At 62.8% G+C, this 23,694-nt stretch carries 28 protein-coding genes; 11 read left to right on the top strand and 17 right to left on the bottom strand.

All coding sequences use genetic code 11. The features are described from left to right. Positions 1–259 precede the first annotated feature (259 nt). Entirely contained in the window at positions 260–565 is a 306-nt protein-coding gene (locus ACVWZA_RS12070; protein ID WP_457311459.1) for a hypothetical protein, read from the bottom strand. A gap of 196 nt (positions 566–761) precedes the next feature. Here ACVWZA_RS12070 and ACVWZA_RS12065 point away from each other — a divergent pair, with 196 nt between their 5' ends. Further along, complete coding sequence (locus ACVWZA_RS12065) at positions 762–2,837, top strand: prolyl oligopeptidase family serine peptidase (protein WP_457311458.1); 2,076 nt, start codon at positions 762–764, stop codon at positions 2,835–2,837. 112 nt (positions 2,838–2,949) lie between these two features. Then, on the top strand, positions 2,950–3,381 hold the full coding sequence (locus ACVWZA_RS12060) for a hypothetical protein (RefSeq protein WP_457311457.1): 432 nt from the start codon (positions 2,950–2,952) through the stop codon (positions 3,379–3,381). A gap of 202 nt (positions 3,382–3,583) precedes the next feature. On the opposite strand, the gene ACVWZA_RS12055 is transcribed toward ACVWZA_RS12060, so the two are convergent. From ACVWZA_RS12055 to ACVWZA_RS11995, 13 genes are all read right to left on the bottom strand, one after another. Further along, positions 3,584–3,925: a hypothetical protein gene (locus ACVWZA_RS12055; protein ID WP_457311456.1), complete on the bottom strand. Its 342-nt coding sequence runs from the start codon at positions 3,923–3,925 to the stop codon at positions 3,584–3,586. Between the two features lie 144 nt (positions 3,926–4,069). After that, on the bottom strand, positions 4,070–4,762 hold the full coding sequence (locus ACVWZA_RS12050; RefSeq protein WP_457311455.1) for an energy transducer TonB: 693 nt from the start codon (positions 4,760–4,762) through the stop codon (positions 4,070–4,072). 361 nt (positions 4,763–5,123) lie between these two features. Then, positions 5,124–5,645, bottom strand: a complete 522-nt coding sequence (locus ACVWZA_RS12045) for a hypothetical protein (RefSeq protein WP_457311454.1) — start codon at positions 5,643–5,645, stop codon at positions 5,124–5,126. Next, positions 5,620–6,996 carry a hypothetical protein gene (locus ACVWZA_RS12040; protein WP_457311453.1) on the bottom strand — a complete coding sequence of 459 codons (1,377 nt, stop codon included), beginning with the start codon at positions 6,994–6,996 and terminating at the stop codon, positions 5,620–5,622. The genes ACVWZA_RS12045 and ACVWZA_RS12040 overlap by 26 nt, the downstream gene beginning before the upstream one ends. 197 nt (positions 6,997–7,193) lie before the next feature. Next, positions 7,194–7,994 carry a hypothetical protein gene (locus ACVWZA_RS12035; RefSeq protein ID WP_457311452.1) on the bottom strand — a complete coding sequence of 267 codons (801 nt, stop codon included), beginning with the start codon at positions 7,992–7,994 and terminating at the stop codon, positions 7,194–7,196. 226 nt (positions 7,995–8,220) lie between these two features. After that, the gene (locus ACVWZA_RS12030; protein WP_457311451.1) at positions 8,221–8,580 is read right to left on the bottom strand and encodes a hypothetical protein; all 360 of its coding nucleotides are present in this window, start codon (positions 8,578–8,580) and stop codon (positions 8,221–8,223) included. 95 nt (positions 8,581–8,675) lie between these two features. Continuing rightward, positions 8,676–9,107 (bottom strand): hypothetical protein, encoded by a 432-nt coding sequence (locus ACVWZA_RS12025; protein ID WP_457311450.1) that lies wholly within the window; start codon positions 9,105–9,107, stop codon positions 8,676–8,678. Positions 9,108–10,070: 963 nt separating this feature from the next. After that, the gene (locus ACVWZA_RS12020; protein ID WP_457311449.1) at positions 10,071–10,469 is read right to left on the bottom strand and encodes a hypothetical protein; all 399 of its coding nucleotides are present in this window, start codon (positions 10,467–10,469) and stop codon (positions 10,071–10,073) included. Continuing rightward, complete coding sequence (locus ACVWZA_RS12015) at positions 10,450–10,953, bottom strand: Panacea domain-containing protein (RefSeq protein ID WP_457311448.1); 504 nt, start codon at positions 10,951–10,953, stop codon at positions 10,450–10,452. Before ACVWZA_RS12015 ends, ACVWZA_RS12020 begins: the two co-directional genes overlap by 20 nt. A gap of 275 nt (positions 10,954–11,228) precedes the next feature. After that, positions 11,229–12,782 carry a terminase gene (locus tag ACVWZA_RS12010; RefSeq protein WP_457311447.1) on the bottom strand — a complete coding sequence of 518 codons (1,554 nt, stop codon included), beginning with the start codon at positions 12,780–12,782 and terminating at the stop codon, positions 11,229–11,231. Positions 12,783–12,950: 168 nt separating this feature from the next. Then, the gene (locus ACVWZA_RS12005) at positions 12,951–13,373 is read right to left on the bottom strand and encodes a hypothetical protein (protein ID WP_457311446.1); all 423 of its coding nucleotides are present in this window, start codon (positions 13,371–13,373) and stop codon (positions 12,951–12,953) included. A gap of 197 nt (positions 13,374–13,570) precedes the next feature. Then, entirely contained in the window at positions 13,571–14,395 is an 825-nt protein-coding gene (locus ACVWZA_RS12000; protein ID WP_457311444.1) for a hypothetical protein, read from the bottom strand. Next, positions 14,392–14,706, bottom strand: a complete 315-nt coding sequence (locus tag ACVWZA_RS11995) for a hypothetical protein (protein ID WP_457311443.1) — start codon at positions 14,704–14,706, stop codon at positions 14,392–14,394. Before ACVWZA_RS11995 ends, ACVWZA_RS12000 begins: the two co-directional genes overlap by 4 nt. 78 nt (positions 14,707–14,784) lie before the next feature. Here ACVWZA_RS11995 and ACVWZA_RS11990 point away from each other — a divergent pair, with 78 nt between their 5' ends. The 7 genes from ACVWZA_RS11990 to ACVWZA_RS11960 all read left to right on the top strand — a co-directional run bounded on the left by ACVWZA_RS11990 (position 14,785) and on the right by ACVWZA_RS11960 (position 20,211). Continuing rightward, positions 14,785–15,348, top strand: a complete 564-nt coding sequence (locus tag ACVWZA_RS11990; protein ID WP_457311442.1) for a hypothetical protein — start codon at positions 14,785–14,787, stop codon at positions 15,346–15,348. A gap of 190 nt (positions 15,349–15,538) precedes the next feature. Beyond that, positions 15,539–16,819, top strand: coding sequence for an amidohydrolase family protein (locus tag ACVWZA_RS11985; RefSeq protein WP_457311441.1), 1,281 nt, complete (start codon positions 15,539–15,541; stop codon positions 16,817–16,819). Between the two features lie 137 nt (positions 16,820–16,956). Continuing rightward, on the top strand, positions 16,957–17,358 hold the full coding sequence (locus ACVWZA_RS11980) for a response regulator (protein WP_457311440.1): 402 nt from the start codon (positions 16,957–16,959) through the stop codon (positions 17,356–17,358). Between the two features lie 201 nt (positions 17,359–17,559). Next, complete coding sequence (locus ACVWZA_RS11975) at positions 17,560–17,718, top strand: hypothetical protein (RefSeq protein WP_457311439.1); 159 nt, start codon at positions 17,560–17,562, stop codon at positions 17,716–17,718. Between the two features lie 27 nt (positions 17,719–17,745). After that, positions 17,746–18,228 carry a hypothetical protein gene (locus ACVWZA_RS11970; RefSeq protein WP_457311438.1) on the top strand — a complete coding sequence of 161 codons (483 nt, stop codon included), beginning with the start codon at positions 17,746–17,748 and terminating at the stop codon, positions 18,226–18,228. Positions 18,229–18,550: 322 nt separating this feature from the next. Then, complete coding sequence (locus ACVWZA_RS11965) at positions 18,551–19,402, top strand: hypothetical protein (protein WP_457311437.1); 852 nt, start codon at positions 18,551–18,553, stop codon at positions 19,400–19,402. An 83-nt stretch (positions 19,403–19,485) separates the two neighbouring features. Next, positions 19,486–20,211, top strand: a complete 726-nt coding sequence (locus ACVWZA_RS11960; RefSeq protein WP_457311436.1) for a CPBP family intramembrane glutamic endopeptidase — start codon at positions 19,486–19,488, stop codon at positions 20,209–20,211. A 212-nt stretch (positions 20,212–20,423) separates the two neighbouring features. Here the strand turns inward: ACVWZA_RS11960 and ACVWZA_RS11955 are convergent, their stop codons facing one another. Both ACVWZA_RS11955 and bla read right to left on the bottom strand, forming a co-directional pair. Then, positions 20,424–20,861, bottom strand: a complete 438-nt coding sequence (locus ACVWZA_RS11955; RefSeq protein WP_457311435.1) for a hypothetical protein — start codon at positions 20,859–20,861, stop codon at positions 20,424–20,426. Between the two features lie 237 nt (positions 20,862–21,098). Further along, on the bottom strand, positions 21,099–22,010 hold the full coding sequence (gene bla / locus ACVWZA_RS11950) for a subclass B3 metallo-beta-lactamase (RefSeq protein WP_457311434.1): 912 nt from the start codon (positions 22,008–22,010) through the stop codon (positions 21,099–21,101). A gap of 102 nt (positions 22,011–22,112) precedes the next feature. Between bla and ACVWZA_RS11945 the strand changes: the two genes are divergently transcribed. Together ACVWZA_RS11945 and ACVWZA_RS11940 are read left to right on the top strand one after the other, a co-directional pair. Continuing rightward, the gene (locus ACVWZA_RS11945) at positions 22,113–22,979 is read left to right on the top strand and encodes a LysR substrate-binding domain-containing protein (protein WP_457311433.1); all 867 of its coding nucleotides are present in this window, start codon (positions 22,113–22,115) and stop codon (positions 22,977–22,979) included. Between the two features lie 67 nt (positions 22,980–23,046). Next, complete coding sequence (locus ACVWZA_RS11940; RefSeq protein ID WP_457311432.1) at positions 23,047–23,244, top strand: hypothetical protein; 198 nt, start codon at positions 23,047–23,049, stop codon at positions 23,242–23,244. A gap of 66 nt (positions 23,245–23,310) precedes the next feature. Here ACVWZA_RS11940 and ACVWZA_RS11935 read toward each other — a convergent pair whose 3' ends face one another. Then, on the bottom strand, positions 23,311–23,685 hold the full coding sequence (locus tag ACVWZA_RS11935; RefSeq protein ID WP_457311431.1) for a hypothetical protein: 375 nt from the start codon (positions 23,683–23,685) through the stop codon (positions 23,311–23,313). Between the last annotated feature and the right edge of the window lie 9 nt (positions 23,686–23,694).

Here is a 23,694-nt window from a genome sequence, read left to right as displayed (position 1 = left end):
CATCGGTGGCGTAGGGCAGGACGGTGCCGTCGTCGAACCGGATCGCCGGCGGGCCAGTTTCGACCGTGACGCCCCCCGACGGCGAAGCAGCGCTCCGCGCAGTCGGGGCAGCGCTCCGCGCAGTCGGGGCAGCGCTCCGCGCAGTCGGGGCAGCGCTCCGCGCAGTCGGGGCATTGCCGCCTGCCGGCATGGGTACCGGCGTTTTGGATCCAATGAGTCCCTCGGCTCGCAATGCCCGATCCAGCTCGACGCGGATCTCCTAATCGGTCGCCAGGCGCTTATCGCCCGTCAGGACCTTCAGATCGGCCATCATTCGCGAATAGAGCCGCATCGTGATCCGACGCCGCGCCGCGCCTGCATCGCCATCCGGCGCGATGGGCGCGACGGCCTCCACTTCCGGCATCGCGACCATCGCGCGGACCGGTTCGGCGGCCAGCGGTTCCGGATCGGCCGGCATTTCTGCCGGTGCGGCGACAGCGACACCCTCCACTACCTGATCCGCCAGCGGCGGTTCGACCGGTGCGATCGGATCGGCCGGACCGTCATGTTCGAATGGTATTTGCACCAGCGTCTCCCGTCACGTCATGCGCACGGGACAACACCGGTCGGCCCATACCCATGACGCGGCCAGGCTGTAGCGACCGGGCGAAGATGTTGAATCGGGTGAGGGATGGCTTGAGGGCTCGGTGGCGGTTTACTTCGCGTCAGGACTCGTCTGCATTGTGTGAAGGAAACGGGGAGCGGGCGGGATGAAGATTGCGATGCGGAACAGGGTATGGGCCGGCGCGCGGCTGTTGGCGGCGCTCATTCTGACCAGCGCCACCGCATGGCCGGTCGCCGCCGCCGATCCGCCGCCTTTCCCGATGAACGATGAAGTGCGCACCGGCGTGCGTACGATGCGCGGGATCGCGCTGGCGCCGGATGGCCGCAGCATACTCGCCGCGATCACCGAAACGACGGCGGATGGCGGGTTGCCACACCTCTGGCTGCTCGCGCCAGGCGCCGCGCCGCGCCAGTTGACCTTCCGCACCGGCGAACGCGGCGAAAGCGAGGGGCGCTTCCTGCCCGACGGATCGATCCTGTTCCTGACGACGCGCGACGGCGCCCGTGCGCTCTACCGCTTGCCCGCCGCCAGCGGCGAGCCCGATCAATATAGGCTCGGCAAGACCGGCGCCGTGCTGACCGCGCGCTGGAACGGCGCGGTGATGAGGGACGCGCTCGCCGTCTCCGGCTATGCGGCCTCGCCCGATGGCCGCACCATCGCGCTATGGGCCGATGATGCCGAAGCGGCCGAGGTAAAGGCGCGGCGGGAGCGCAAGGACGATGGTTATGCGCATGACATTCCCAATCACCGCACGCACCTGTATCTGGTCGATAGCGCGACCGGCGCGGCGCGCGCGGTGCCGGTCGACGGCGTGTTCAGCTCGGTCGACTGGTCGTTCGATGGTGCCGACCTGGTCGTCGCGACCGACCCCGATTCCGACGAGACCGGCCCCGATGCGCGTTTCTGGCGGATCGATCGGGCCACGCTGGCGGCATCGCCGATCGACGTGCCGCGCACCGCGAAGGGCGTCGCTTTCCTCCCCGGCCGCACCCGGCTGACCTATACCGATCAATGCGCCGACGATGCCCCACCGCGCTGCAACGACCTGATCGTCAAGGATTTGCGCAGCGGGCAGGCACGGAACCTGACCCGGGGATTCGATGGCGAAATCCCTTCGGACTATGAGATACTGCCCGACGGCGACCTGGTCATGGCGATCGGGGTGCACACGCGCACGCGCCTCGCGCGCCTGTCGACTCGCACCGGCGCGGTCCGCTGGATCGCCACCGATCAGCCGGTCGCCGCGTCACCCGTGACCAATGCGCGCCATAGCGGCTGGGCGTTTCTCGCCGCCGGGCCGACTCAGCCGGCCACCGCGATGCTGCTGCCCCGCCTCGATGCGAAGCCGGTCGCGCTGACCGCGCCCGCTTTGGTCCCGGCGGGCTGGCCCAAGGTCGCGTCGCAACTGGTCAGCTGGCAGAATGACGGGCTGACGATCGAGGGACTGCTCTATCTGCCGCCCGTCGATGCGATAAAGCCGGGCACCAAAGTGCCGCTGGTGGTCAGCATCCATGGCGGCCCGGCCGGGCGTTTCCAGGACGGCTATGATAACCTTGTTCAGATGCTGGTCGCCGAAGGGTGGGCGGTGTTTCAGCCCAATATCCGCGGCAGCACCGGTTATGGCGCGAAGTTCACCGCCGCCAACAAGAACGACATGGGCGGCGCGGATTACCGCGACGTGATGACCGGCGTGGACGCGGTGCTGAAGGCGCATCCGGTCGACCCCGGCCGCATGGCCTTGATCGGCTATAGCTATGGCGGCGAAATGGCCGGCTTCGCCGTCGGCAAAACCGACCGGTTCAAGGCGATCGTCTCGGGCGCACCGGTGATCGACCAGTTCAGCGAATATGGCACCGAGGACGGCAGCTTCTACGACCGCTGGTATTACGGCAAACCCTGGCTCAATTTCGCCGATTCGTGGCGCCAGAGCCCGTTATCCACCGCCGGCAACGCAAAGACGCCGTTCCTTCTGCTGCAGGGCGACAAGGACGTCACCGACCCGCTCGGCCAGTCGCTCGAAATGTACCGCGCGTTGAAACAGACCGGCGCACCGGTCGCGCTGGTCGTCTATCCACGCGAAGGGCACGGCGAAACCGGCGGCAATTTCCGCGCGGCGGTCAGCCAGGAACCGTGGCACGGCACCGACCTACGCCGCCGCATGTTCGGCTTCCTGCGCGCGGCGTTCGCGGGGGAACCCGACCCGCTCGCGGCGGCGCGCAAGGATGTGCCGTAAGAGGGAGCATCCGGTCGTTTTTCCGATAGCGCCAGGTGATCGCCACTAAGCGCAGTGCCAGCATAGTTCGGCCAGATACCGGACCTTAACCCGCCGCGGCTAATTTTGCGGGATGATAAAGACGTTACGCAAACTGGCGCTCGACTGGTCGGGCGTGGTGGTGATGCTGGGACTGGCATGGCTTTGCTCGTTGCTGCTCGATCATCCGGTGCTCATCCTGCTGATCGGCTGCACCTTTGGCGTGGGCGGTGTCGCTGCACTTTATATCGCGATGCAGCGGTCACGCGCCCGGCTTAAGCCAACGGATACGCAAACGGATCCCGCGTTGAAGCCCGCAACGTATTTCGTTCTGGCGTGCACGATCGCGATCGCCGTCTATCTGCTGAGCGAGAGCAGGGGTCATTATCTCTATTATCGCCGCTCGCCCCTGATCGCGGCATGCATGATCTATGCACCCAGCGTGCTGATCGGCGCCGCGTTGGCGGGACTGTTCGCTTTCTATCGCGGATTTCGCGTTCGGGCCGTTACCCGGGTTCAAGGGTAACCGCGAGGCAACGCAGTCGCCGCCATCGGTGGTCATGATCGGGCACGACCCGGCTGCAAGATCAATCACCGCAAGAGATGCGGTGAATAAACCATCCACTCACCGCAAGCGGGGAGAATGGGACAGTTCCATTCCCCCGCGCGGCATCGCTTCAATCGGACCTCACCCTGCTATGCGCGCCATCGAGCGGCGCAAACCGGCCTTACGGCGTGCCCGGCTTCCAGCCATTGTCGATCATTTTCCAGCCCGTTTCGCTGTCCTTCTTGTCGGCCATCGCCGACGCGGCGTCGGCCGCGCTGGCGTTCGCCCAGCATACCACCGATCCGCTGATGCCCGGCACGGTCTTGGTCAGATATTTGAAATAGGCCGCTTCGGTCGCCTTGTCGCTCGGCCCCTGATAGACCGAGGAGAAGTGGATCTGCTCCTTGTCGTAATCCTTCAGGGTGCAATAGGCGAAGGCCCCGGTGCCCGCCGCCTGCGCGGGTAACGCTCCGCCAGCGCCCATCGCCATTGCCAAAACGGCTGCGGCCATGATCCTGATCATCACATTCTCTCCCTTCCGTCGATGTTCGACTGCGGGTGAGCTTACGCTCATGCGGTTGGGGCTCAAGGGGGGCTTGCCACTTCCCCCAACGTTTCGATGACGGCTAAATACGCCGTTACCGACACATGGTACCGTATGACCCCGTTACCATCTCGCCCATGTGACCGACAGGATCTGCGCCGACGCGACGGGCTGGCCGTCAAGGCCGATCGCGGGGCGGAATTTGCCGTTCTTCATCAGCAGCTTGCAACTGAGTTTGTCGAGACTGTCGAAGCCACTGCTCATTGCTGCGACGCAATCGCTGATCGCACCGGTCGCACCGACCTGGAAATGGATGCGGACACGGCCCTGTGCATTGGAATTGCGGGGATAGGAGCTCTGCGGAAACCACGCATGGGGGCCATCGCCTAGCGCTTCCGCTGGCGTCGCGATCTTCGCCATCGCCTGGGTGTCGATGCCCCAGCTCCGCAGCAGGTCGGTCTCGCATTTGAGCAGCGCGGTCAGCGCCTCGGCCAGCCCACTCGTCGTGACTGCCGCGACCTGCTTGCCACCGATCGACACCGCAACCGATTCGATCCGTGCGGATGACGACAGGAAGCGCCGTGGGACGACGACGTCGAACCTTGGCTGCTCGCCGCTGACGACCCAGGGGTTCAACCCATTTACCGGTGCATCCTGTGCCGCGCCGGATGGCAGGATCGTTACGGTCGCGATATCGCCTTTCCTGAGGAGGATCGCTTTGCTCAGTGCGAGCGTGATCCCGATCTTGCCGGTCGTCGGCACCGGCCGGATTTCAATCGCCGTCCGCCCCGGTCCGGACCCGAAGAGGCGCCCCAACCTGCACCCGTTGGGATCCATATCCAGCGCCCATTTGCCCGCCGGCATGAGCGCCGCGCTCTTGGCTCCAGCAATTGGGGCTCCAGCAATTGGGGCGGCAATCTGGGCGGTCAGCAGAGCTGTCGCGACAAGGGCATGGATTGGCACGGGGCGCTTTCGATTGGAACTGGTTGCCGCCTGACATTAGGTCCGGCGTGTTCGACTAAGGGCGAGTTTACGCTCTTGGGGGGCGGGCTCAAGGGGCGTGTAGCGGCGCAAGACGGGCGATGTTGGCTTCGGCCCGCCGCCTCAATGATGATCGACACTTTGATCCGGCGGCGCTTGCGCTTCGAGGCATTCAATCTCCGCCGGAATATTCATCCTATTTCTTTTCGTGACGCTCCGATTTTTTCAAATCGTTCAGTATGTCTTCCAGAATATAGTTATTATATTGCGGAGCATATAACTTCAACTGGTCTGTTTGATTTTTACAAGCATCGAAGTTCTCGTGCTTGAACCAGTATTTCACCGATGCCAGCGTCCCCATGCCGGTCAATTCTATATCGTACTTTTCATATTTTTTATCGCGTTCGTCGGAGAGTATTTCACGTTTTATTTGACTATATTTTTCATCCGCTAAAAAGGCAATTCCCTCCAGATCACTAGGCGTCCCGACCAGCCTTCTTTGCCCAAGGCGAATATTTTCCTTGGCGTCCTTGATCGCGTCCCATCCCGGCTTTCTTAAATCCAAAAGGCGGCCCGATTTAAACTGGTATAATATCGGGCATTCCTCATCATCCTTCCCCTTGCGATCAACCTGACCTGATGGGGCGGAGCACGATATGGTCGTGATGGCTGCGACCGTGATAAACAGGGCATTACAGACCCCTTGCATATGCATCATGAAACCGCCTCCACGTCCTTTCCCGAAGATATGTTTCTCTCGCCGGAATTCGCAATTCTTTTCGTATGGCGTTCTCGATATAACGAACATTGTCGCCCATCGTATTGGGCACCACCGTATCGAGAATAACCTTTTGGGTCGCTCTCGGGAGGTTAGTGAACACCTCCATGTCCGGCCCCTTAACATTGATCGACTTAACCGGGTCGGAATATCCGAGAATAGAATGGCCAAGTTCATGCGCAAGCGCTATGGCATTTCGATAGGTACGAGAGGTATCTTGCGGAAAGTCTTCACTCTCGTAAACCTGACGAAAATTGAATAGAACGTCACTGCCTTTCCCGGCAACGGCTTCAGTATCTCCGACTGGACTCAGCACTATTCTCTGCCTTACGCCTTGACTGGCCATATTCAATATTATTCTTCGGCCGGTATTGGTCATTAGCAACAGCTTAAGACTATTTTTGAGCGTTTTTTCCGCCTCGGGCCTAAGCGGGTTATCCATCGTCATATACTTGCTATTTTCCAATACGAAATAGCGCGAAATTATTTCATCCAGATTCTTCTTTTCGAACAGCTCCTTCGCCTTCTTCATTCTCCTTGTTGACGGCAGAAATGGTTCAATAAGGTTGCCATCGAAGGGTATTATATTCGTCTGGTCGGATTTATCGTTAGGGCCAAGCGGCAGATCGGGAAGCTTGGTCATCGTTTCGAATGTTTGATCATCGCTCCGCCCCGGTTGCCCGCGCGACGACCCGTCGATCGAAGTCGGGTAGAGTTCAGCTTTCGTCGCAAATGTTGGTATTTCATTCCCAATCGCGCTGCCAAATGTGACCCGGTTGCCCGGTGCCGCGGTGCCCAGATCGGCAGTTTTCCACATCACCGCGCGATCCGTGTCCGGCCTTACGCTTGGCACGCCATTCCAGCGCGGACGCATATCGTCATCGGTTGGACCGGCGAATGCCGGCGTTTCAGGTCGGGCCTGGGGCGCTTGTTTGCGAAACGGCAGTCCCAAAGCACGCGCCGCACGGTTCAGCGCCTCGTTGATTTCATCATCGGTCGGCACGCGCTGGTCGCCGGTCAACACCCTCAGATCGGTCATCATCCGCGTGTAGAGTTGCATCGTGATGCGGCGCTGCGCCGCGCCGTCGTCGACATCCCTCCTGAACGGTTCGATCGTGTCGCCCTGCGTCGGCGGATCGATCGGGTCGGTCGGCTCGGCGGCCGCTTCTGTTGCGACCGACGCTGCAACGGCGTCATCCGCCGCCACCTCCGGCAAAGGCGGTTCGATCGATGCCACCGGCTCCGGCTGATCGGCCGGAATATCGCGCTCATATGGTATCTGCACGGTCATCTCCTGTCGCGCCAGATGCTCGTGACGGCACGGCCGGCCTGCTCTGGGTCGCGAAAAGAGGCCGTAACCATTGTGCGAAATGATTGAATCGAGCGCGCGGCCGGTCGGCTGTCGCTCATCCTCAATTATACGATGCCACTGAAATATCAGGGTGATTTACGCTCTTGAGGAGCGGACCCAGGAAGCGCTGCGGTTGGTCATTGGTTATTGGCTTCGGCAGTAAGGCCGGACCCGAACCCGGCGGCGAGCCATAGCTCGGCCAGTTCGCTCGCCGTATCGCCAGAAAATTGCGGCAACCCCGCGCAGGCGAACTTGGCGCGCGCCGCATCGAAGCGGGCGCGGAGCGCCGGCTGCGCCATAAGCAGCGACAGCAACGCAGCCTCGGCGGCCTGCTTTCCGAGTATGGAAATCGCATATTCCAACAGCGGCTTTTGCGGGCACACCGGGTGATGGACAAGGACATCGACCGCGGCTGCGGGATCATCGAACAAGTCGAAGAAAGGCAGCATGATCCGCCGGATCGCCGTCACCGCGTCATCGATCTCCGCCGGGCGCGTGACGGGATCCGCGAAATCCCATTCCATCCAGCTCGGCACAGGCCCGAGATTGCCGATCTGGCCCCCGCTGATCACGCCGGCTTGCGGGCCTTCGCGCCGAAGCCAGGGATGATCATGCCTCCGACGCCAATCGGCCAGTTTCCGGGAGCTCACGGCACCATGAATCCACACCGCGGCGCGCTGGCCGGCGATGTTGTTCCGGTCCGATTGAAAGATGATTTCATACGACAGATCGCCGCCAACGCGCTTCAATCCTGGACCGCTCTTGTAAAAGGCGAAGCCATCTTCCTGTAGCTGTGCCGCGATCTGCGCGACCGCCGCCAGGATCACGTCCCTCGGCTTCTCCCGCTCCGCATTCGGCAGCGCACGGCTTGCGGCCGCGTCGCGCTTTTGCCGCGCCGTCGCGATAACCGATTCACTAAAGGAAAGAGATTTCGGCATGATGCCGTTTGAGTTCATCGCGGCGGCCAGCGCAATAGCCCCGGACCAGCCGGGATTCCGACTCCCGCCTGGAGCACCGAAAGGCGACTCCGTTTCAGCAAGGGGATGGCTACCCCAATTACGCCATGTCACCGAAACCCACCGTAACGCCGATCACCCAGGCGTAACGGCACCTGGGCATCAGTAGAGTGTCGCGGTAACCATGACCGCAATTCCACCACCAATGTTACTGATAACGCAGCGTTTTCTCGAAACCGGCGTTCGCCTTCGCCATCTTGATCAGCTTGCGGAGGTAAGACCGGACCTCCCGTTCGAACCGCCTTTCATCATGGACGCCGAGCCGACGATATTCGTCCTGGTCGAGAAGTCCTTTCAGCTGATCGACGAAGCGCTTCTGGTCGTTCGTCGCCTCGCTGGCCCTGGTGACACGGCAGATCCATTCCTCGGCGGCGGCCTTGTCATAATCATCTTCACTGTCCCGGCCGCGCTTGTCCGCCCGATCCTGATCGCCCTGCGACGCGATTAAACGGCGTTCCAGCCAGCTGCGGACGACCTCGCCGTCCCATTCTTTCCCGGGCTCGCTCATCACGCTCTCCTAATCCGCCCTGCCCGCAAAACCACATGTTTTCGCGTGGCGATCCTTGTTGACCGTGCCAGCCAGCGAACGCGAAGGAGCGGCGGTTAGCGGACGCCCGCCAAACGCCTGAGGCCCGTCACTCCAATGACGGCCAAAGCGACGGTGTGGACCAACAGCGCAAGCAACAGGTAACCGGTCGCTGCGAGGAGGGCCATCTCATCCATCATGCTGTCACCTGACACGCCGGCCGCGTAAAAAAACAGGGAGGCCCCCTCTCTGAAAACAGTGAACGCCATCGGGATAAAGACAAGGTGCAGGAGCCATTGCACCTTAACTCGTCGGGCCAGCAACCAGACCGTGACCGACAAAGCGAGCGGGCCAAGCGTAGCGATGAGCCAGCCGGTCACCGCTAGCGTGGTCATGTCACCGGTGTACATCTCGTATATGGACATGGTCGGATCGAGCGTCGGGCGCGCAGTGAGTAGCGTGATGCCGGCGACACCCGATCCATACGCAACGAATCCAAGTCGGCTCATCGCGACAGCATCGCAGTAGGGCCAAAGGTCCGCAAGTGAGCCGCTTGGCTTCGGTGGCAGGTTACTTAAACTCCAAACTCGGTGCGAGTTCGCTTGATCGAGGCAAGCCCCCTGCCGGTCTGCATCTCCAGCGCAGCGTCACGTGATATGCGAGACTAGGATCAACGAGAGAGGATAGGCGGATCGCGAGTGACCGTTGGCTCAGACGGTTAAGTAACTGTCCTCGCAATTCAAAAAAGCTACCGAATTGGATGGGGTTCTGCTCGACTCTTCGCGTACCACACTTCAGCCATCTTCCCGCCAATCCGAAGGATTGAAGGGGAGGAATAAATGCCAAGTCAAAATTATAATATTGTTCGCGCTGCTATGGAAGCGCGTCAGCAGATAATATGCTCATATAATAACTTACCTCGAGAGCTTTGCGTTCACACCATCGGTTTTTCGGGGTCTAAGGAAATGATCTTAGCCTACCAATTTGCCGGAGAAAGCAGTCGGCCACCCGAAAACGATGACCAACGCTGGCGCTGCATGGAGGTTGATAAATTAGTCGGCGTGACAGCACGCGATGGACCTTGGTCTACTTCACAGAACCATTCAAAAAAACAGACATGCGTCAAAGAGGTTGATCTAGAGATCTTTCCGTAATCGGATAGAGCGCGTCAGCTACCTTCTGAGCATTCTCAAACGCCGCGTATCCCGAGAATTCGGCGCGCTCTATTCCGCCATCAGTTTGATCGATCGCCTCCAGAATCCATACTCCTTCTCGAACATCATCTCTGACGAGGTTTACCGCTATATATCTACGCATAAATTCACCAATCTCTAGAGTTTAATACCCGAGATTCGTATGCCCTGCCCGAATGTAGATTTGAATCGCGCTACCTCACTAAATAGATAAAACGCGATATAACTTTTCCAATTTCGGTACCAATTTCAACCTATCGGGACCGATCCGATGAGGCTCTAGCGTTCTTTGTCTTTGAACGTTCCTTCAAAGAACAGTGTCGCGAATATGATCAAAAGAGACCAGAGAACGCCGTCAATAAATGACTTAAGCGCGACAGCATCGTGGACCGTAGTGCCATACAGAACTGTGCCAAGCCAAAGATAGACAAGATACAGATAACCTGCACCGCTGACTATGATGAAAAGGCAAGTAACGGCAAGCAGAAACCAGAAGAAAACCCGTTTAATTCGGCCCATGGTTCTACGATGATGAGCATTCCACCATCGCTTGTCGTTGGCATCATCATCTTCGCTGAATGATGGGGACTGTTCAGCCGCCACGCCAAGCTTTCTGCCACTGGTAGCAGTCAGCCTAGCGAGCAGTTCAGCATCACCCTCATCCTTCGGCGGCGTCAAGGATTTCTCGAATCTTATCCTGAAAATGAGGCTGGATCGCTTCATCAGGAATAGGTTTGTTCATTGCCTTCGAATCGTAGACCTGTTCCCACGGCGTGCCTAGCTGGTGAGTTTTCTCACGTAATGCCCAGCCGCTGAAGCGGCGATACGCTGACCAAACCTTATCAAGGATCGGCCTGAATACCTTGTCACCAGTATCGACGGTCGGCCGATTACAAGCGCCAGTTTCAAGGTCATACCAAACGGAATCGCCTGTAATCGGCGAGCTGCCAAAATGCTTGAACTCATGGTACACGGACGGGATCACCGGGCCGTGCTTCCACGCCTCGATTTGCTCGTCAAACAGCTTCGTGCCGAGCAGCGCCAACACCCAACCATATGCGATATACACAAGCTTGATCAGCTTGAGTGGCGTCAAGGGACGGCCCTCGCTCTCGGCGCGCTCTAGGAAGTAGTTTGCGATATGTTGCGGCGTGTAGATCATGCGTTTGGCCTTCGAGCCCGGTTCGTTCCCCCTAGAACAAACTGCGAACGCCCCAAAACCTTATATAGGAACTTTTAGCACTTTGCGAAGGGTATTTCCGGTATTATCGGATATATGCGGCGTTCGTGACGTGTGGATCGCCCCCGCCCTAAGCCTTCCGGTGGCAAGGTATGTATCCCAAACAATGACGGTTGAATCGGAGGGGCTGGCCTTCAAAGCTACTTCTCGGTAATCCTTTGTCGCAGCCTTCCGCTGGTCCAATTCGACCAGCCCCCTCACCCCGCCAAATCCGCATACAAATCCTCCTCCCCGCTCCCCTTCCCGCGCCCATAACGCGAGGGATCCAGCCACCCCGGCAGCATCCTCGGCTGCACCGGTTCCGCGAAGGTACAGGCCAGCGCATCGGCGTCGTCGGGCGAGGCGAGCCCGCGCGATTTCATATGTTCCTTCTTTTCCAGCATCACCGCCTGGTCGGCGTCGAAACCATATTCCGGGCCGATCAGATCATCCTCCAGCCCCTGATGATCGGGAATGCAGCCTTCGCCGAGCCAGTGGCGCATATTGGTCCACATCTCGGCGCGCTTGTTGGCGACGCGGATGCGGGCGCCGCCCAGCCAGCTTGCCTCGCGCACGCGGCTGCTGCCGAACCACACTTCGCCGACCAGCGTATCGGGCAGCAACTGGCGCAGCCGGTCGATCACCGCCGCGCCGATATTGCCGGCATCGACGAAGATCGCGTCGGGCATCCACCGCCCCGCCTCCATCGCGATGTCGCCGGCCAGGCTCATGCTGTCCATATGGTGCCAGCGCTTCCACGGCCGCGACCGCGCATCGCGGCCGCAACGGATCGCGAGCGTCGAATGATCGTCGCCGAAACGCGCGCAATCGACGCCGAAGATCACCGGATCGGTGCCGAGGCCGCGCACCCCTTCCCGCTCGCGCGCCGCCGCCACCGTGTCGCGCGCGATGAACTGCATCGACGAAGCGGAGGGGAACTGCCCGAGCACGCGCACCCGCACCAGGTCGCTGTCCAGGCCATAGGTCGCGACCAGCTCCTCGAGATACGCCTTGTTGGTGCCCTCCACGTCGCGGCTGTCGATCTGCGCGGTGTTCCACAGATTGCGCAGCTTGCCGAACACATCGCGGAACGGTCCGGTCCCTTGTGTCGGGTTGCCAAAGGCGAGGAAGATGATCTCGGTATGCTCATCGGTCAGCGCGCCCAGTGCGACCTCCCACATCTTCGCATCGATGCCGCTCGCCTCGTCGAAGATCAGCACGATGCGCCGGCCCTTGTTGTGCAGCCCGGCGAACGCCTCGGTATTGGACAGCGACCAGGTGACCAGGTCGGCGCGCCACGACCGGCCATGACCCTTCGCCGTGCTGGCCAGCGCGGTCGCGGTCTGGGTGAACCAGTCCGATGTGGCGGCAAGCTGCGCCCATTTGCCGATCTCCGGCGCGGTCTTGGTGAGCAACTGGCTTTCGGTATTGGCGGTGACGATCACGCGGGTGTCCTCGCATGTGTCGAGCGCCCATTTGACCACCATCGCGATCAGCGCCGATTTGCCGATGCCGTGCCCGCTGGCGCGCGCGATGCGGCACGGCGTATGGCGCGTCGCTTTGTCCGTCAGGTGCGCGCCGATCGCGCTCAGCACGTCGCGCTGCCATTCGCGCGGGCCCGCGATGCCGCCGAGTATGCCCTCCCCCCAGGGATAGACATGCTGCACATGGCCGAGCGGATCATGTTTGAACGCCGCGATCGTCGCGCGGATCGGGTCGCTGTCGGGCTTGGCTGTCGGCGACGCGGCGGCGTCCGGTGGTGATGAAGTCATGGGCGGTCTTTCGTCGAGAGAATGAGAAATTCAGGCTGTCGCGGCGGCTTCGTTCGGTGTCGTGCGGTGCAAAACGCGCTTCCCCGGCGCAGGCCGGGGAAGCGATTCATTTATTCGGCTCAAGCGGGACAGCACACAGTCCGGATCGGCATGCGAATGAGCGCGCATTCACCCCGCCCCCTCCATCCCCGCGCTCCGCGCACGCCAGCCGGTCCACACCAGTTCGGCGATGAAGTCGTCGATCCGCATCCCTTCCTTATGCGCGGCGCGGATGATCTCCGCCGCCAGATCGGGGCTGCGCTGGCGCAAATGCGGCAAAGCCGGCACCGGCATCGCCCGGGGCCGTGGCACGGTGCGCCAGTGCGGCGTCTTGTTGTTGACCGGCGCTGTCGCCTTGCCGGTCGATATTATGAATATCCGGCGTGATCGCTGATACCGCTCGACCCGGATCAGCCCGCGCTTTTCCAGCCGCTGGACGATGTTGACCGTGGTGCTGACCGAATCGCACCCGACCACCGCCTGCAGCTCGTCGGAGGTCGGCGCGAGGCGCCCCGCCTCGGCCGCATCGACGATCGTCGCCAGCGCGCGCATTTCCCATGGGGTGAGACCAATCGCACCTTGCTCCTCCCCAGCATGGGGAGGGGGACCGCGAAGCGGTGGAGGGGGTGGGCCGGCAGCGTCACGCTTGGGGAGGTCCCCCTCCACCACCTGCTGAAGAAGCGGGCGGTCCCCCTCCCCGTGCCGGGGAGGAGCGACTATCGTCTGAATTGCCGTCATACCGATCTCCTTCATATTTCCATTCCGTCCGGCGCGCGGATCGGCGCGTTCGCCCAGGGCTTGTCCTCCAGCCCGCGCAGATAGGCCGCGCGCGCCGCCGCGCTCATCACCGGGACGCGGCGGGTTTCGTGCGGCCGTTCCAGAATGCGCAGGAACGCGTCGGCGCTCTTCAGCAGCCAGCCGAGATCCGCCTTCCACGCGCCGCGCCCAGCCCGCCCGGCTTTCGCGCTCCCGTCACTTCTGCCGCCCCCGTCACTTCTGCCGCCCCCGTCACTTCTCCCACAATGCCAGTCGCTTGCGCCGAGCCGCTCGATCGCATCGAAGACCGCGGCCTCGCCATGTTCCCGGACGCGTGCCGCGAGATGCGTTCGCCGCTCCGACGACAGCCCGCGTGCCTCGGCCAGCCCATTTGCCGCCGCCATCACGTTCCACGCCGCGGTCACCCGATCGGCCAGCGGCTCGTCCCCCGGTTTGCGACCGGGATTGGCAAACGATTCGGGCGGTTCGAGCCGTTCGGCTTTCGGCGTCAATTCGATCAGCGGGATGCCATCAGCTTCAGCTGATGAGGGTGAAGGGGGGTTAGAGTTATTATCATTGGGGGGAAGGTCATCATGGTCGTCACAGCCGTCACCATCGTCACCAGTGACGGTCGTGACGGATGTGACAGGCGGGGCGACTGGCGACGCCTTCTGACGCGCACGATACCGCGCCATGCGCCGCGCGCCGGAGGATCGCGTATCGGTCGCCGCCTCCAGTTCGGCGATGGCGCGGTACAGCGCGTCGCCCGAAACCCCGGCGTCGATCAGATGCTTCATGGCGGTGGCGATGACGCTCAAGCGCGCGTCCCCCGCATCCGGCGCGCGGCCATGCGGATCAGCTCGGCGTGGCTGTACAACGCCGCAAGCCGCGCGGCCTCGACCGAGACGCCGTGCCGTTCCGCCACCCGCTCGAACAGGCGCTGCGTCGCATCGCGCAACTGGTCGCCGGCGATCGCCGCCGCGCTGCGCAGTAACTGGTCGTTCTCGACCCCCGCCTGCTCCTCGCCGGTCGGGGTCGGTGGATGGGCGGCCTCGGCAAAGCCCTTGTCCGCTTCGCACGACGGCGATCGATTCACTTCGAAACTGCCCTGATCTATCGCCTCAGCCATATCGATTCGACTCCAATATTCTTGTTTTGTTCTCTTATTCGCTTTCCTACATTGCAAGAACAATCTAGGAAATTTCCTATGGTGATCGAATCAATCGCATCAATGCAGGAGGTGATTACGCCAAGCCCCGCCCGTCTTCCCGCCATGGCTTATTCGCCGCCGCTCGCCCCTTGCGAGACCACCCACCCGCCCCGGACTGCGCCGGATTGCATCACCCCGGACGGCATTACCCCGGCCTGGACCGCGCCAGCCTGGACCGCGGCACCGGCGATCGCCGATATGTTCGCCCTGCTGCGCGACCTGAACGCGCTGCACGATCGCGCAGCTTCGCTGTGTCACACCGATCCCGCGACCGGCCTGGATGGCGTGCGCGGAGAGATCGGCGCGGTGACCGGGCTTTACGAAACCGACTTTAGCGGCCCGATGCGCCTGGTGTGGACGGTCCGCGCCAATGGCGGCGCGGCGGCGTCGTTATGGGAATTGCTTGGGCAGCACCGCGACGCCTGGATCGACACGCGGCTCGCCGCCGACGGGTTCACCCCCTGGACCTGGTGCGACGCGAAGCACGACCGCCGCGACGCATTGGCCGAAGAGGCCGGCACGGTCGCGGCGGCATGGGCGGCGTTTTGCGGGGAAGGTTGAAAATCGTTCCGCCGCGACAATGCCATCTCGAATCGCTGGCACCGTCCGACGACCTGATATCGCCCATCCCGCGCTGTCCGGCGGCACCATGTTGCTCCTCGTCCCCACGCCTGTTCCTGATCGCGCGCCGCTGAACGACTTGCAGCGGCGGCGCGCTGGTCTCACCATGCGCGGCAAGGGAGAGCGGCCGATGAAGTGGATCATGATACTGGCGGCACTGGCGCTGGGCGGTGCGGCACCGGTCGCGGCAAGCGGCGCCGACGCGCCCGCCGCTCCGGCGATCCTGCTCAAACCGGCGCAGGTCTTCGACGGCAGCGATCCCAACCCGCATCGCGGCTGGCAAGTGCTGGTACAAGGCGGCGCGATCATCGCGGCCGGCCCCGACCTCACCGCCCCCGCCGGCACACGGATCATCGACTTGCCCGATGCGACGCTGATGCCCGGCATGATCGAGGGGCACGGCCACCTCTTCCTCCATCCCTACAACGAAGCGAAATGGGACGATCAGGTGCTGCATGAGCCGCTCGCGCTGCGCACCGCGCGCGCCGTGGCGCAGGCCCGCGCCACGCTGCTCGCCGGCTTCACCACCGAACGCGATCTCGGCACCGAAGGGGCGGGCTATGCCGATGTCGGCCTGCGTCAGGCGATCGATCAGGGCATCGTGCCCGGCCCGCGCCTGATCGTCGCGACCCGCGCGATCGTCGCGCGCGGCGCGTACGGCCCCAAGGGCTTCGAACCGGGCGTCGACGTGCCGCAGGGCGCGGAGGAAGCAAGCGGTACCGACGAAATGGTGCGCGCGGTGCGCGGCCAGATCGCCGCCGGCGCCGACCTGATCAAACTCTACGGCGACTATCGCTGGCGCGCCGGCGAGGACAGCCGCCCGACCTTCAGCCAAGCGGAGATGCGTGCAGGCGTCGAGGCGGCGCACGATGCCGGGCGCAAGGTCGCCGTCCACACCTCCACGCCCGAGGGCATGCGCCGCGCGATCGAGGCGGGCGCCGACAGCATCGAACATGGCTATGGCGGCACGCCGGAGATTTTCCGCGCGATGGCGGCAAAGGGCGTGGTGTTGTGCCCGACCCTCGCCGCGTCCGACGCGGTCGCGCGTTATGCCGGCTGGAGCGGCGCGGACCCCGCCCCCGCCGCGGTCCTCGCCAGCCGCGCCGCCTTCCGCCTGGCGCTGGCCGCGCATGTGCCGATCTGCGTGGGCGGCGATGTCGGCGTGTTCGCGCATGGCGACAATGCCCGCGAACTCGAACTGATGGTCGCCGCCGGCATGTCCCCGGTCCAGGCGCTGATCGCCGCAACCAGCGGCAACGCCCGCGCCTTCGGGCTGGAGAACAAGGTCGGCCGGGTGAAGCCGGGCCTGCTCGCCGACCTGATCGCGGTCACCGGCGACCCGACCCGCGACATCGCCGCGACGCGGCGGGTGGTGCTGGTAATGAAGGCCGGGCGGGTGATGGAGAAATAACGGCGCAGGTATGAGTCGGCAAGTGTCGGGGGCGTGATCGTGAGCGGGCAACCGCATCACTGCCTGCGCGTTTACCGGCTGTCGAATAACGACGGAGCGTCTCCCGCTATCCCGCTTCGACACAGAAGGCCGGTACCATGTCAAAGATCGCTGTCCTGATAATCGACGACTCCGTTACCATTCGTGCGATGATGGAGCAGGTCCTTCTGCAAGACACGGACTTCCAGGTAGCAGGCATCGCGTCCTGTATAGATGAAGCGCGGGTCATGATGCGTAGAACTTCCCACGACGTCGTGACGCTGGACCTCGCGATGCCGGGAACAGATGGCCTTGAATTCCTTGACGAGTTGGCAAACCGGACGCATGCGCCGATTGTCGTGGTCTCCTCCCTTACCAAGAGTGATAGTGCTGCGGCGACGGAAGCGCTGGCGCACGGCGCATTTGCCTGTTTCGACAAGGCTAGACTGATGTCCGATGTGCAGGCATTTCTGCGTGTCTTGCGCAAAGCTGCGACGTTAAGGAAAATATCGTCGATTTGAATTGGGCGGCGCGGCGACCGCCGAACGGCGACGGCTGTGGAAAAGCGACGGGCGGGTTTCGGTCAGAGAGATGACGATCGCTGCCGTTGCGCCCACCCGTTGCCGGACTTGCGGCGCACGATCGCATGGTGATTTGCTGGCAGAGCGTTAGAAGCAGTATCGTACAGCATGGGCTGCCATCATAGCTGATCAGGGACCACGATGAACTTTGTCCAATGGCTAAGCTCGCTCGACGATCTGCTCTACGAGCTGATGAGCTGGATCATCTTTTTCCCCGTGACGCTCTGGCGCATCGTGCGACATCCGCTGAAGACGATGCAATATGCCGAGGCGCAATTGCTACTCGATCCCGAGCGGTAATATCGAGGCACCGTCAGTCCGCCGATCATGTTGATCCTGACCATCGTCATCGTTCAGGGAATCGGCCTGGCGCTTGATGGTCCCAACGCCATCTTGGCAAGCCGGCACGGCCTGGCGGGCCTGGTCAATGACGCCACCACATTGCTGCTGCTTCGGGTGGTCCTGTTTGGAACATTCGCCCTCATATTGGCGACACGGAAAATACGGCGCAACGGCCTTGATGTGGACCGTGATACCCTGAAACCAGCGTTTTACGCGCAATGCTACGCAATCTCACCCTTCGTTCTGCTGTTCAGTGGCGGGGCGGCGGCCGCCACAATGCACGACGGCGTCGCTCAAGCGATCGGCCTGACCGCCGTTATATCGGCATTCTTATACTATAGTTTTGTCGAAATACGTTGGTTCTGCCAGGAATTGGGGCAGTCCATCGCCCGCTCCTTCTTTGATACCATGATAAGCGTGGTGATAAGCGTTGCGGTTACAATCGGCTTTGGGATTCTTTTCCGATGATCCTTGCGTTCGTGTTGATTGCGATGGTCGGGCAAGCATCGCCGATCGCCCAGAATACGGCGGATTGCGACCGATCCGCTCGTATGGGGCGATCGCACACCGCGCGGATTGGACACCTTTCGTGCGCTATGCGCGCAAAGGCGACCGGGCGATATCTCGTAACCTTGAAGGCAAGAAGCTAGCCGGTTGTTGATCCGGCACGTTCGGGAAAGGTCAATGAAGACTGACGTTCTGGCTTACCACGCTCGGTAGCGATGGACGCGCCCGCTTCCCAGCTGTAGATTAGCGCAAAGCACTGGATATCGGCAAACAGGAGACGGCGATGCGTTTCGTTGGAAGATCGATCGGCGTGATGGCCGCCACGTTAGTGACGGTTCTTTTCCCCGCTATCGCCGTTGCACAGTCCACAGGCCTTGAAGACATGGTTGGCGCGCGTGCCGGGCAAGCCGAGGGGGAGCTGCAGCGGCGGGGCTATCAGAACATCCGGGGCGAACAAGGCGACGATCGCAGCTACACATATTGGTGGAATGCGGAGCGGCGCCAGTGCGTCAGCATCGCGACGATGAATGGCCGTTATGATTCGATCACGCCGACAACGGCGCCGGATTGTCAGCAATCCGCGAATAGCCGGTCCCGCCCGGATTATGAAAACCAGGCACGGCCAGACAATCCTTCCCGGCCTGACTATGCCCCCGATCAGGGCTATCAGCAGCCGGATTATCAATCGAGCGACGAGGGGCCGGTCGTTGATGGTCGCAATGTCGAACTTGGGCTCGTCTGCTTCGGGGACGGCTCGCGCGACGGCCTTGCAAGCGGCACGACATGGACGTGGAACGGCGACCGCGATCGTTATGAATATGGTCGATATAACGAGACGCGGACCGAGGTGTTCGACGCTTCGCTGATGGTTCAGACCTGGGACGGCGGGGGCCGTATCCGCCTGCCTCGATCGCTGATTCCGCCGATCAATTCGCGCGGCAACAATGGTTGGTGGGACCTTTACGACGTATCGGTCGGGCCTGATGTCATTCGCGCCACATACCGGCTGAACGGGCTCAACAAGCCCCGCCTGACGATCGACCGGCAAAGTGGTCGGGTCACGATAGAGGGCACCGCAAGCTACGGATTCCGCGGCAGATGTGATCAGACGGGCAGCGCGCCACGCCGATTCTAGACGCCCGTCGTCCGGGGGAGGCCGCGATCAACAAACCCGCCCTCGCGCCTGGCATCGCGCCTGCCGTAGCGATCGCGATCTTCATGATCTGGACGGCGATCACCGCGTTCAGTTCCCGGCTCTGGTCCACGATGCATGGGCCAAAGCCGATCGCGGAATCTGTCGCCGCGGCAATACAGCCGAGCCTCGGGCTCGCGCTGCTGTTCCTGATCCTTGTTCTGCTGGTCCTTCGCTGGCGTGACGTCGGGTTGAACCGACCGAACCCAGGGACGATACGGCTCGTCTGGTTTCCGGCCATCTATGTCGTCGGCTTTGTAGCGTTGATCGGCGTGGTGGGCCTTCCACCGCTGACCACGACGATGATCCTGCTTGGGAATACGATGCTGGTGGGCGTGTCGGAGGAACTTGCCGCCCGTGGCATCCTCTATCGCGGGTTGCGCGACAAGCTGGCGATCTGGCCGGCGGCGCTATTGTCCTCGCTCCTGTTCGGAGCCGTGCATCTGGTCAACGGCTTCACGACCGGCGATTTCACCTCTGCCGGGATACAGTCGATCACAGCGTTCATGACGGGCATGGCCTTTCTGGGCATCCGCGTGAGGACCGGCTCGCTTTACCCCGGCATGATCCTGCATGGGCTGTGGGATTTTGCCCTTATTACTGCTGTGACGGGAGGGGCAGCGAGGGCGGTGGCCGACGCGCCCTCGATCTCGAGCGGCTGGCAAATGCTCGCGCCGATCGCGCTCATCCTGCCCAATTTCATCTGCGGCATGTTGCGGGGCGTCCGCGAGCGCGAACCCCTGCCCATTTAACTACCCATTTAACTACCCATTTAACGGACATTTTTCCGAACTCCGGGTCGGCGTCAAGCGACGGCAAACCCAGCGCACCGATCGGGAAGGTGAAGGCGAGGAAGCTCAGCGCATGGACCGCCGGGCGCAACCACCGCTGGCTGGAAAGAGGCAGTCCGATCAGATCAAGGAACCGCCGCTCCCCGGCACTCCCCGCCACCGTTCAGCACGGATCAGCGATAGATGATCACGTACGAGACCTTGCCGTCGAGGCCGTTCTTGCGCGTGTACAGGATCTGTCCCTGGCTCGCGAGCAAGCCGCTGCGCTCGAAGCTCGATACGCAATAATCGGGGTATTCCGCCTTGTAGGCGCGGAACTGGATGACACTGTAATCGTCGCCCTTGCTGCCGCCCGGATCGTCATAGAGCCGGATCTCCGACGGGCGCGAGGTGCCGGTGACCTTCATCGATCGCGCGACGTCGTTATGCCCGCGACACCTGCCGCTATTGGCCTTGCAGCTCTCCTTGTAGGAAACGCCGGGCGCATAACGGAACGCGACCGGCCCGCGACAGCCATTCTCGCCATAGAATGTGATGTCAGCATAAGCCGGCACGGCGGCGAGCATCCCGGCCGCGACAGCGAGCAGCGACAATGTGCGGTTGATGGCCATACGTCAGGCTTCCTGCAACACGGCGCTCACGACACCGCACCGCCGTTCTGCCGACATCGCCCTTCGCTGCCGTCCTACATTCGAACGACGGCCCTTCATCCACAGCCATCAAATTGCCGCCAAGCCAGCGATCGGGACGCGCAGGGCGACGACCGAGCGACGATCGATGCGCAAGAGCCTGCTGCGTTGCCTGGCTCGAGCTTCGTCGAGAGGCTCGGGGCGAACGGCGGGATTGGATCAGCGGCGCGCGGCCGCCTCCTTCGCGCGCCGCGCGTCGAGCAGCGTTTCGAAGTCCGCCGCAACCGTACGGCAGGCCGCAGGATCGATGAACGGGTTGCGCGCCGGCCGCTTGCGCAACGCGGCGAATTTCTCGTTACCGCCGGACTGGCCGGGATGCGCGGTGACCAGGATGTCGCAGGGCAGCTTCTTCATCACGCCAAAGCTCCGGCGAAACCCCGCGATGACCGAAGCATGCGCCGGATCGGTATAGCGATAATCGTCCGCCGATGCCGGGTTCAGGCTCGATCCGAACACCATGTTCAAACACTTGCGACCCTCGCATGACCGCCAGGTCCAGCTCATGCTACCCGCGGTATGACCGGGCGTGGCAATCGCGGTGATCACCGTGTTGCCCAATTTCAGTTTCTCGCCATCGGCCACCGCGCGGACTCGCGTCACGCCGGGAAAATCCACTACCAGGCCGAATTGCGGATCGTCCGGGCCGATCGCGCCCCGGCGCAACGCCACCGCCCCGGCTGCGCTAGCCACCACCGTCGCGCCGCTGTCGCGCGCCAGCGCGGCGAGGCCGCCGGCATGGTCGAAATGCGGTTCGGTGCTGAGGATGTATTTGACGTCCTTCACCCGGAAACCGAGCCGGCGGATATTCGCCTCGACCGCCGCGACACCCTGCGGCACGCCCGCATCGATCACGATCAACCCCGCGCTGGTGCGGATTAGCGCCACGTTAAGATCGACGAAGCCCACAAGATAACTATTGCCGTATATGCGCGTCGGCACCTGCGGACCGAGCCACCGCTTAGCAGATTCGGGCGCGATCGGCCGGGTCAGCGGATCGTCGCCCTGCGCGCTTCCTGCGCTTGCCAGCAGCATAGCCAGGCCAGTCGCGCCCATGATCATCTTCAGCGTCATCGTCCATTCTCCGTCAAATCGACCTGAAGAATGACCGTTCGCGCCGCGCTTCACAAAGCATCTTCTCTGGACTTGACCATGAATCCAATTCATGGATCGGACATGGATCGCGCCCATCTTCCGCTCAATGCGCTGCGTGCCTTCGAGGCAGCGGCCCGCCATCTCAACTTCACCCGCGCCGGGCTTGAACTCTGCGTCAGCCAGGGCGCGGTGAGCCATCAGGTCGCGTTGCTCGAGCGCCGGCTGGGCAGCGCGCTGTTCCGCCGCCTGCCGCGCGGCCTCGCGCTGACCGATGAAGGCCTCGCCCTGGTACCGGTGGTCGAGGACGCGTTCGACCGCATCGGCATCGCGCTCGAACGCCACGGCCCCGGCGGCGTGCGCGAAGTGCTGACGCTGGGCGTGGTCGGCACCTTTGCGGCCGGCTGGCTGCTCGACCGGTTGCCCGATTTCACCCGCAATCATCCGCAGATCGACCTGCGCGTACTGACCAACAACAACCGCGTCGACCTTGCCGGCGAAGGGCTCGATTACGCCATCCGCTTCGGCGACGGCGCGTGGCACGGCACGCAGGCCGAACCGATCATGGACGCGCCGCTCACCGCATTGTGCGCGCCGTCGATCGCCGCACGGATCGAAAACGTCGAGGATCTGCACCGCGAAACCCTGCTGCGCTCCTACCGCGCCGACGAATGGCCGCGCTGGTTCGACCAGGCGGGAATCACCTGCCCGCCGGTTCGCGGGCCGGTGTTCGACAGTTCGGTGGTGATGGTCAGCATGGCGATCGCCGGGCGCGGCGTCGCACTCGCGCCCGCGCGCATGTTCGCGCGCGACCTGACCGCGGGGCGGCTGGTCCAGCCCTTCGCGACCGAACTCGCCGCCGGGCGCTACTGGCTGACCCGGCTGATGTCGCGCCCGGAAAATGCCGCGATGCGCGCGTTGCGCGAATGGATCGTGGCGCAGGCGGCATAGCAACCGCCACCCGCCTGCTGCGGAACGCAATGCTCCCGCACCCGTTGACGCGCGGAGGAGAAAGCCAATGACCGAATCCCGAACCCCCGACATTCCGCCCGAAAATGGCAAGCGCGCCTCGATCGACAGCCGCACCGGCGAAGTCCATGGCAGCGGTGTTGGCGCCGGCGGCGGCAGTCCCGGCGAAGACTATGACAGCGATACCGCGACTGGCGACGGTCAATTGCCGCAGCCCGATCCGAAAACGCTCGTCACTGGCGCATAGGATCGCAGCAAGACGATAACGCCGGACCGGCGCACTTGCGGGCTACGCCGCGCCGGTCCGGCGGGGTCAGGTCTTCGCTGTGGTCGCAGCCGGTTTGCGCGCGGCCGGTTTGCGCACCGTCTTGCTGGCGGCGGCCCGTGGCTTGCGCGCGCCCGCCTTCGGTGTCGCAGTCTTTGCCGTACCAGCCTTCGGCGTCGAGCGCTTTGCCTTGCCCGACTTGTCGCCGCTTCGCGCATAGAGCAGGCCCGCGACGATCGCTGCGGATCCGATGCCGACCGCCGCGCCGATGCCCAATGCCTTTGCGCTGATCGCCGGCGCAGCCTCACCGTCATCGTCATTGGCGGCGCTCTTTTCGGGCAGCGGCGCATGATGTTCGTGCGGCGGCTCATGCAACGGATAGGGCGACTGGTTCTGGGGCGGGACGGGCGGGGTATGAGTCATGATTCACCT

The sequence above is a fragment of the Sphingomonas sp. UYAg733 genome (genome assembly GCF_054057355.1).
This window is presented reverse-complemented; position numbering and strand designations above follow the sequence as displayed.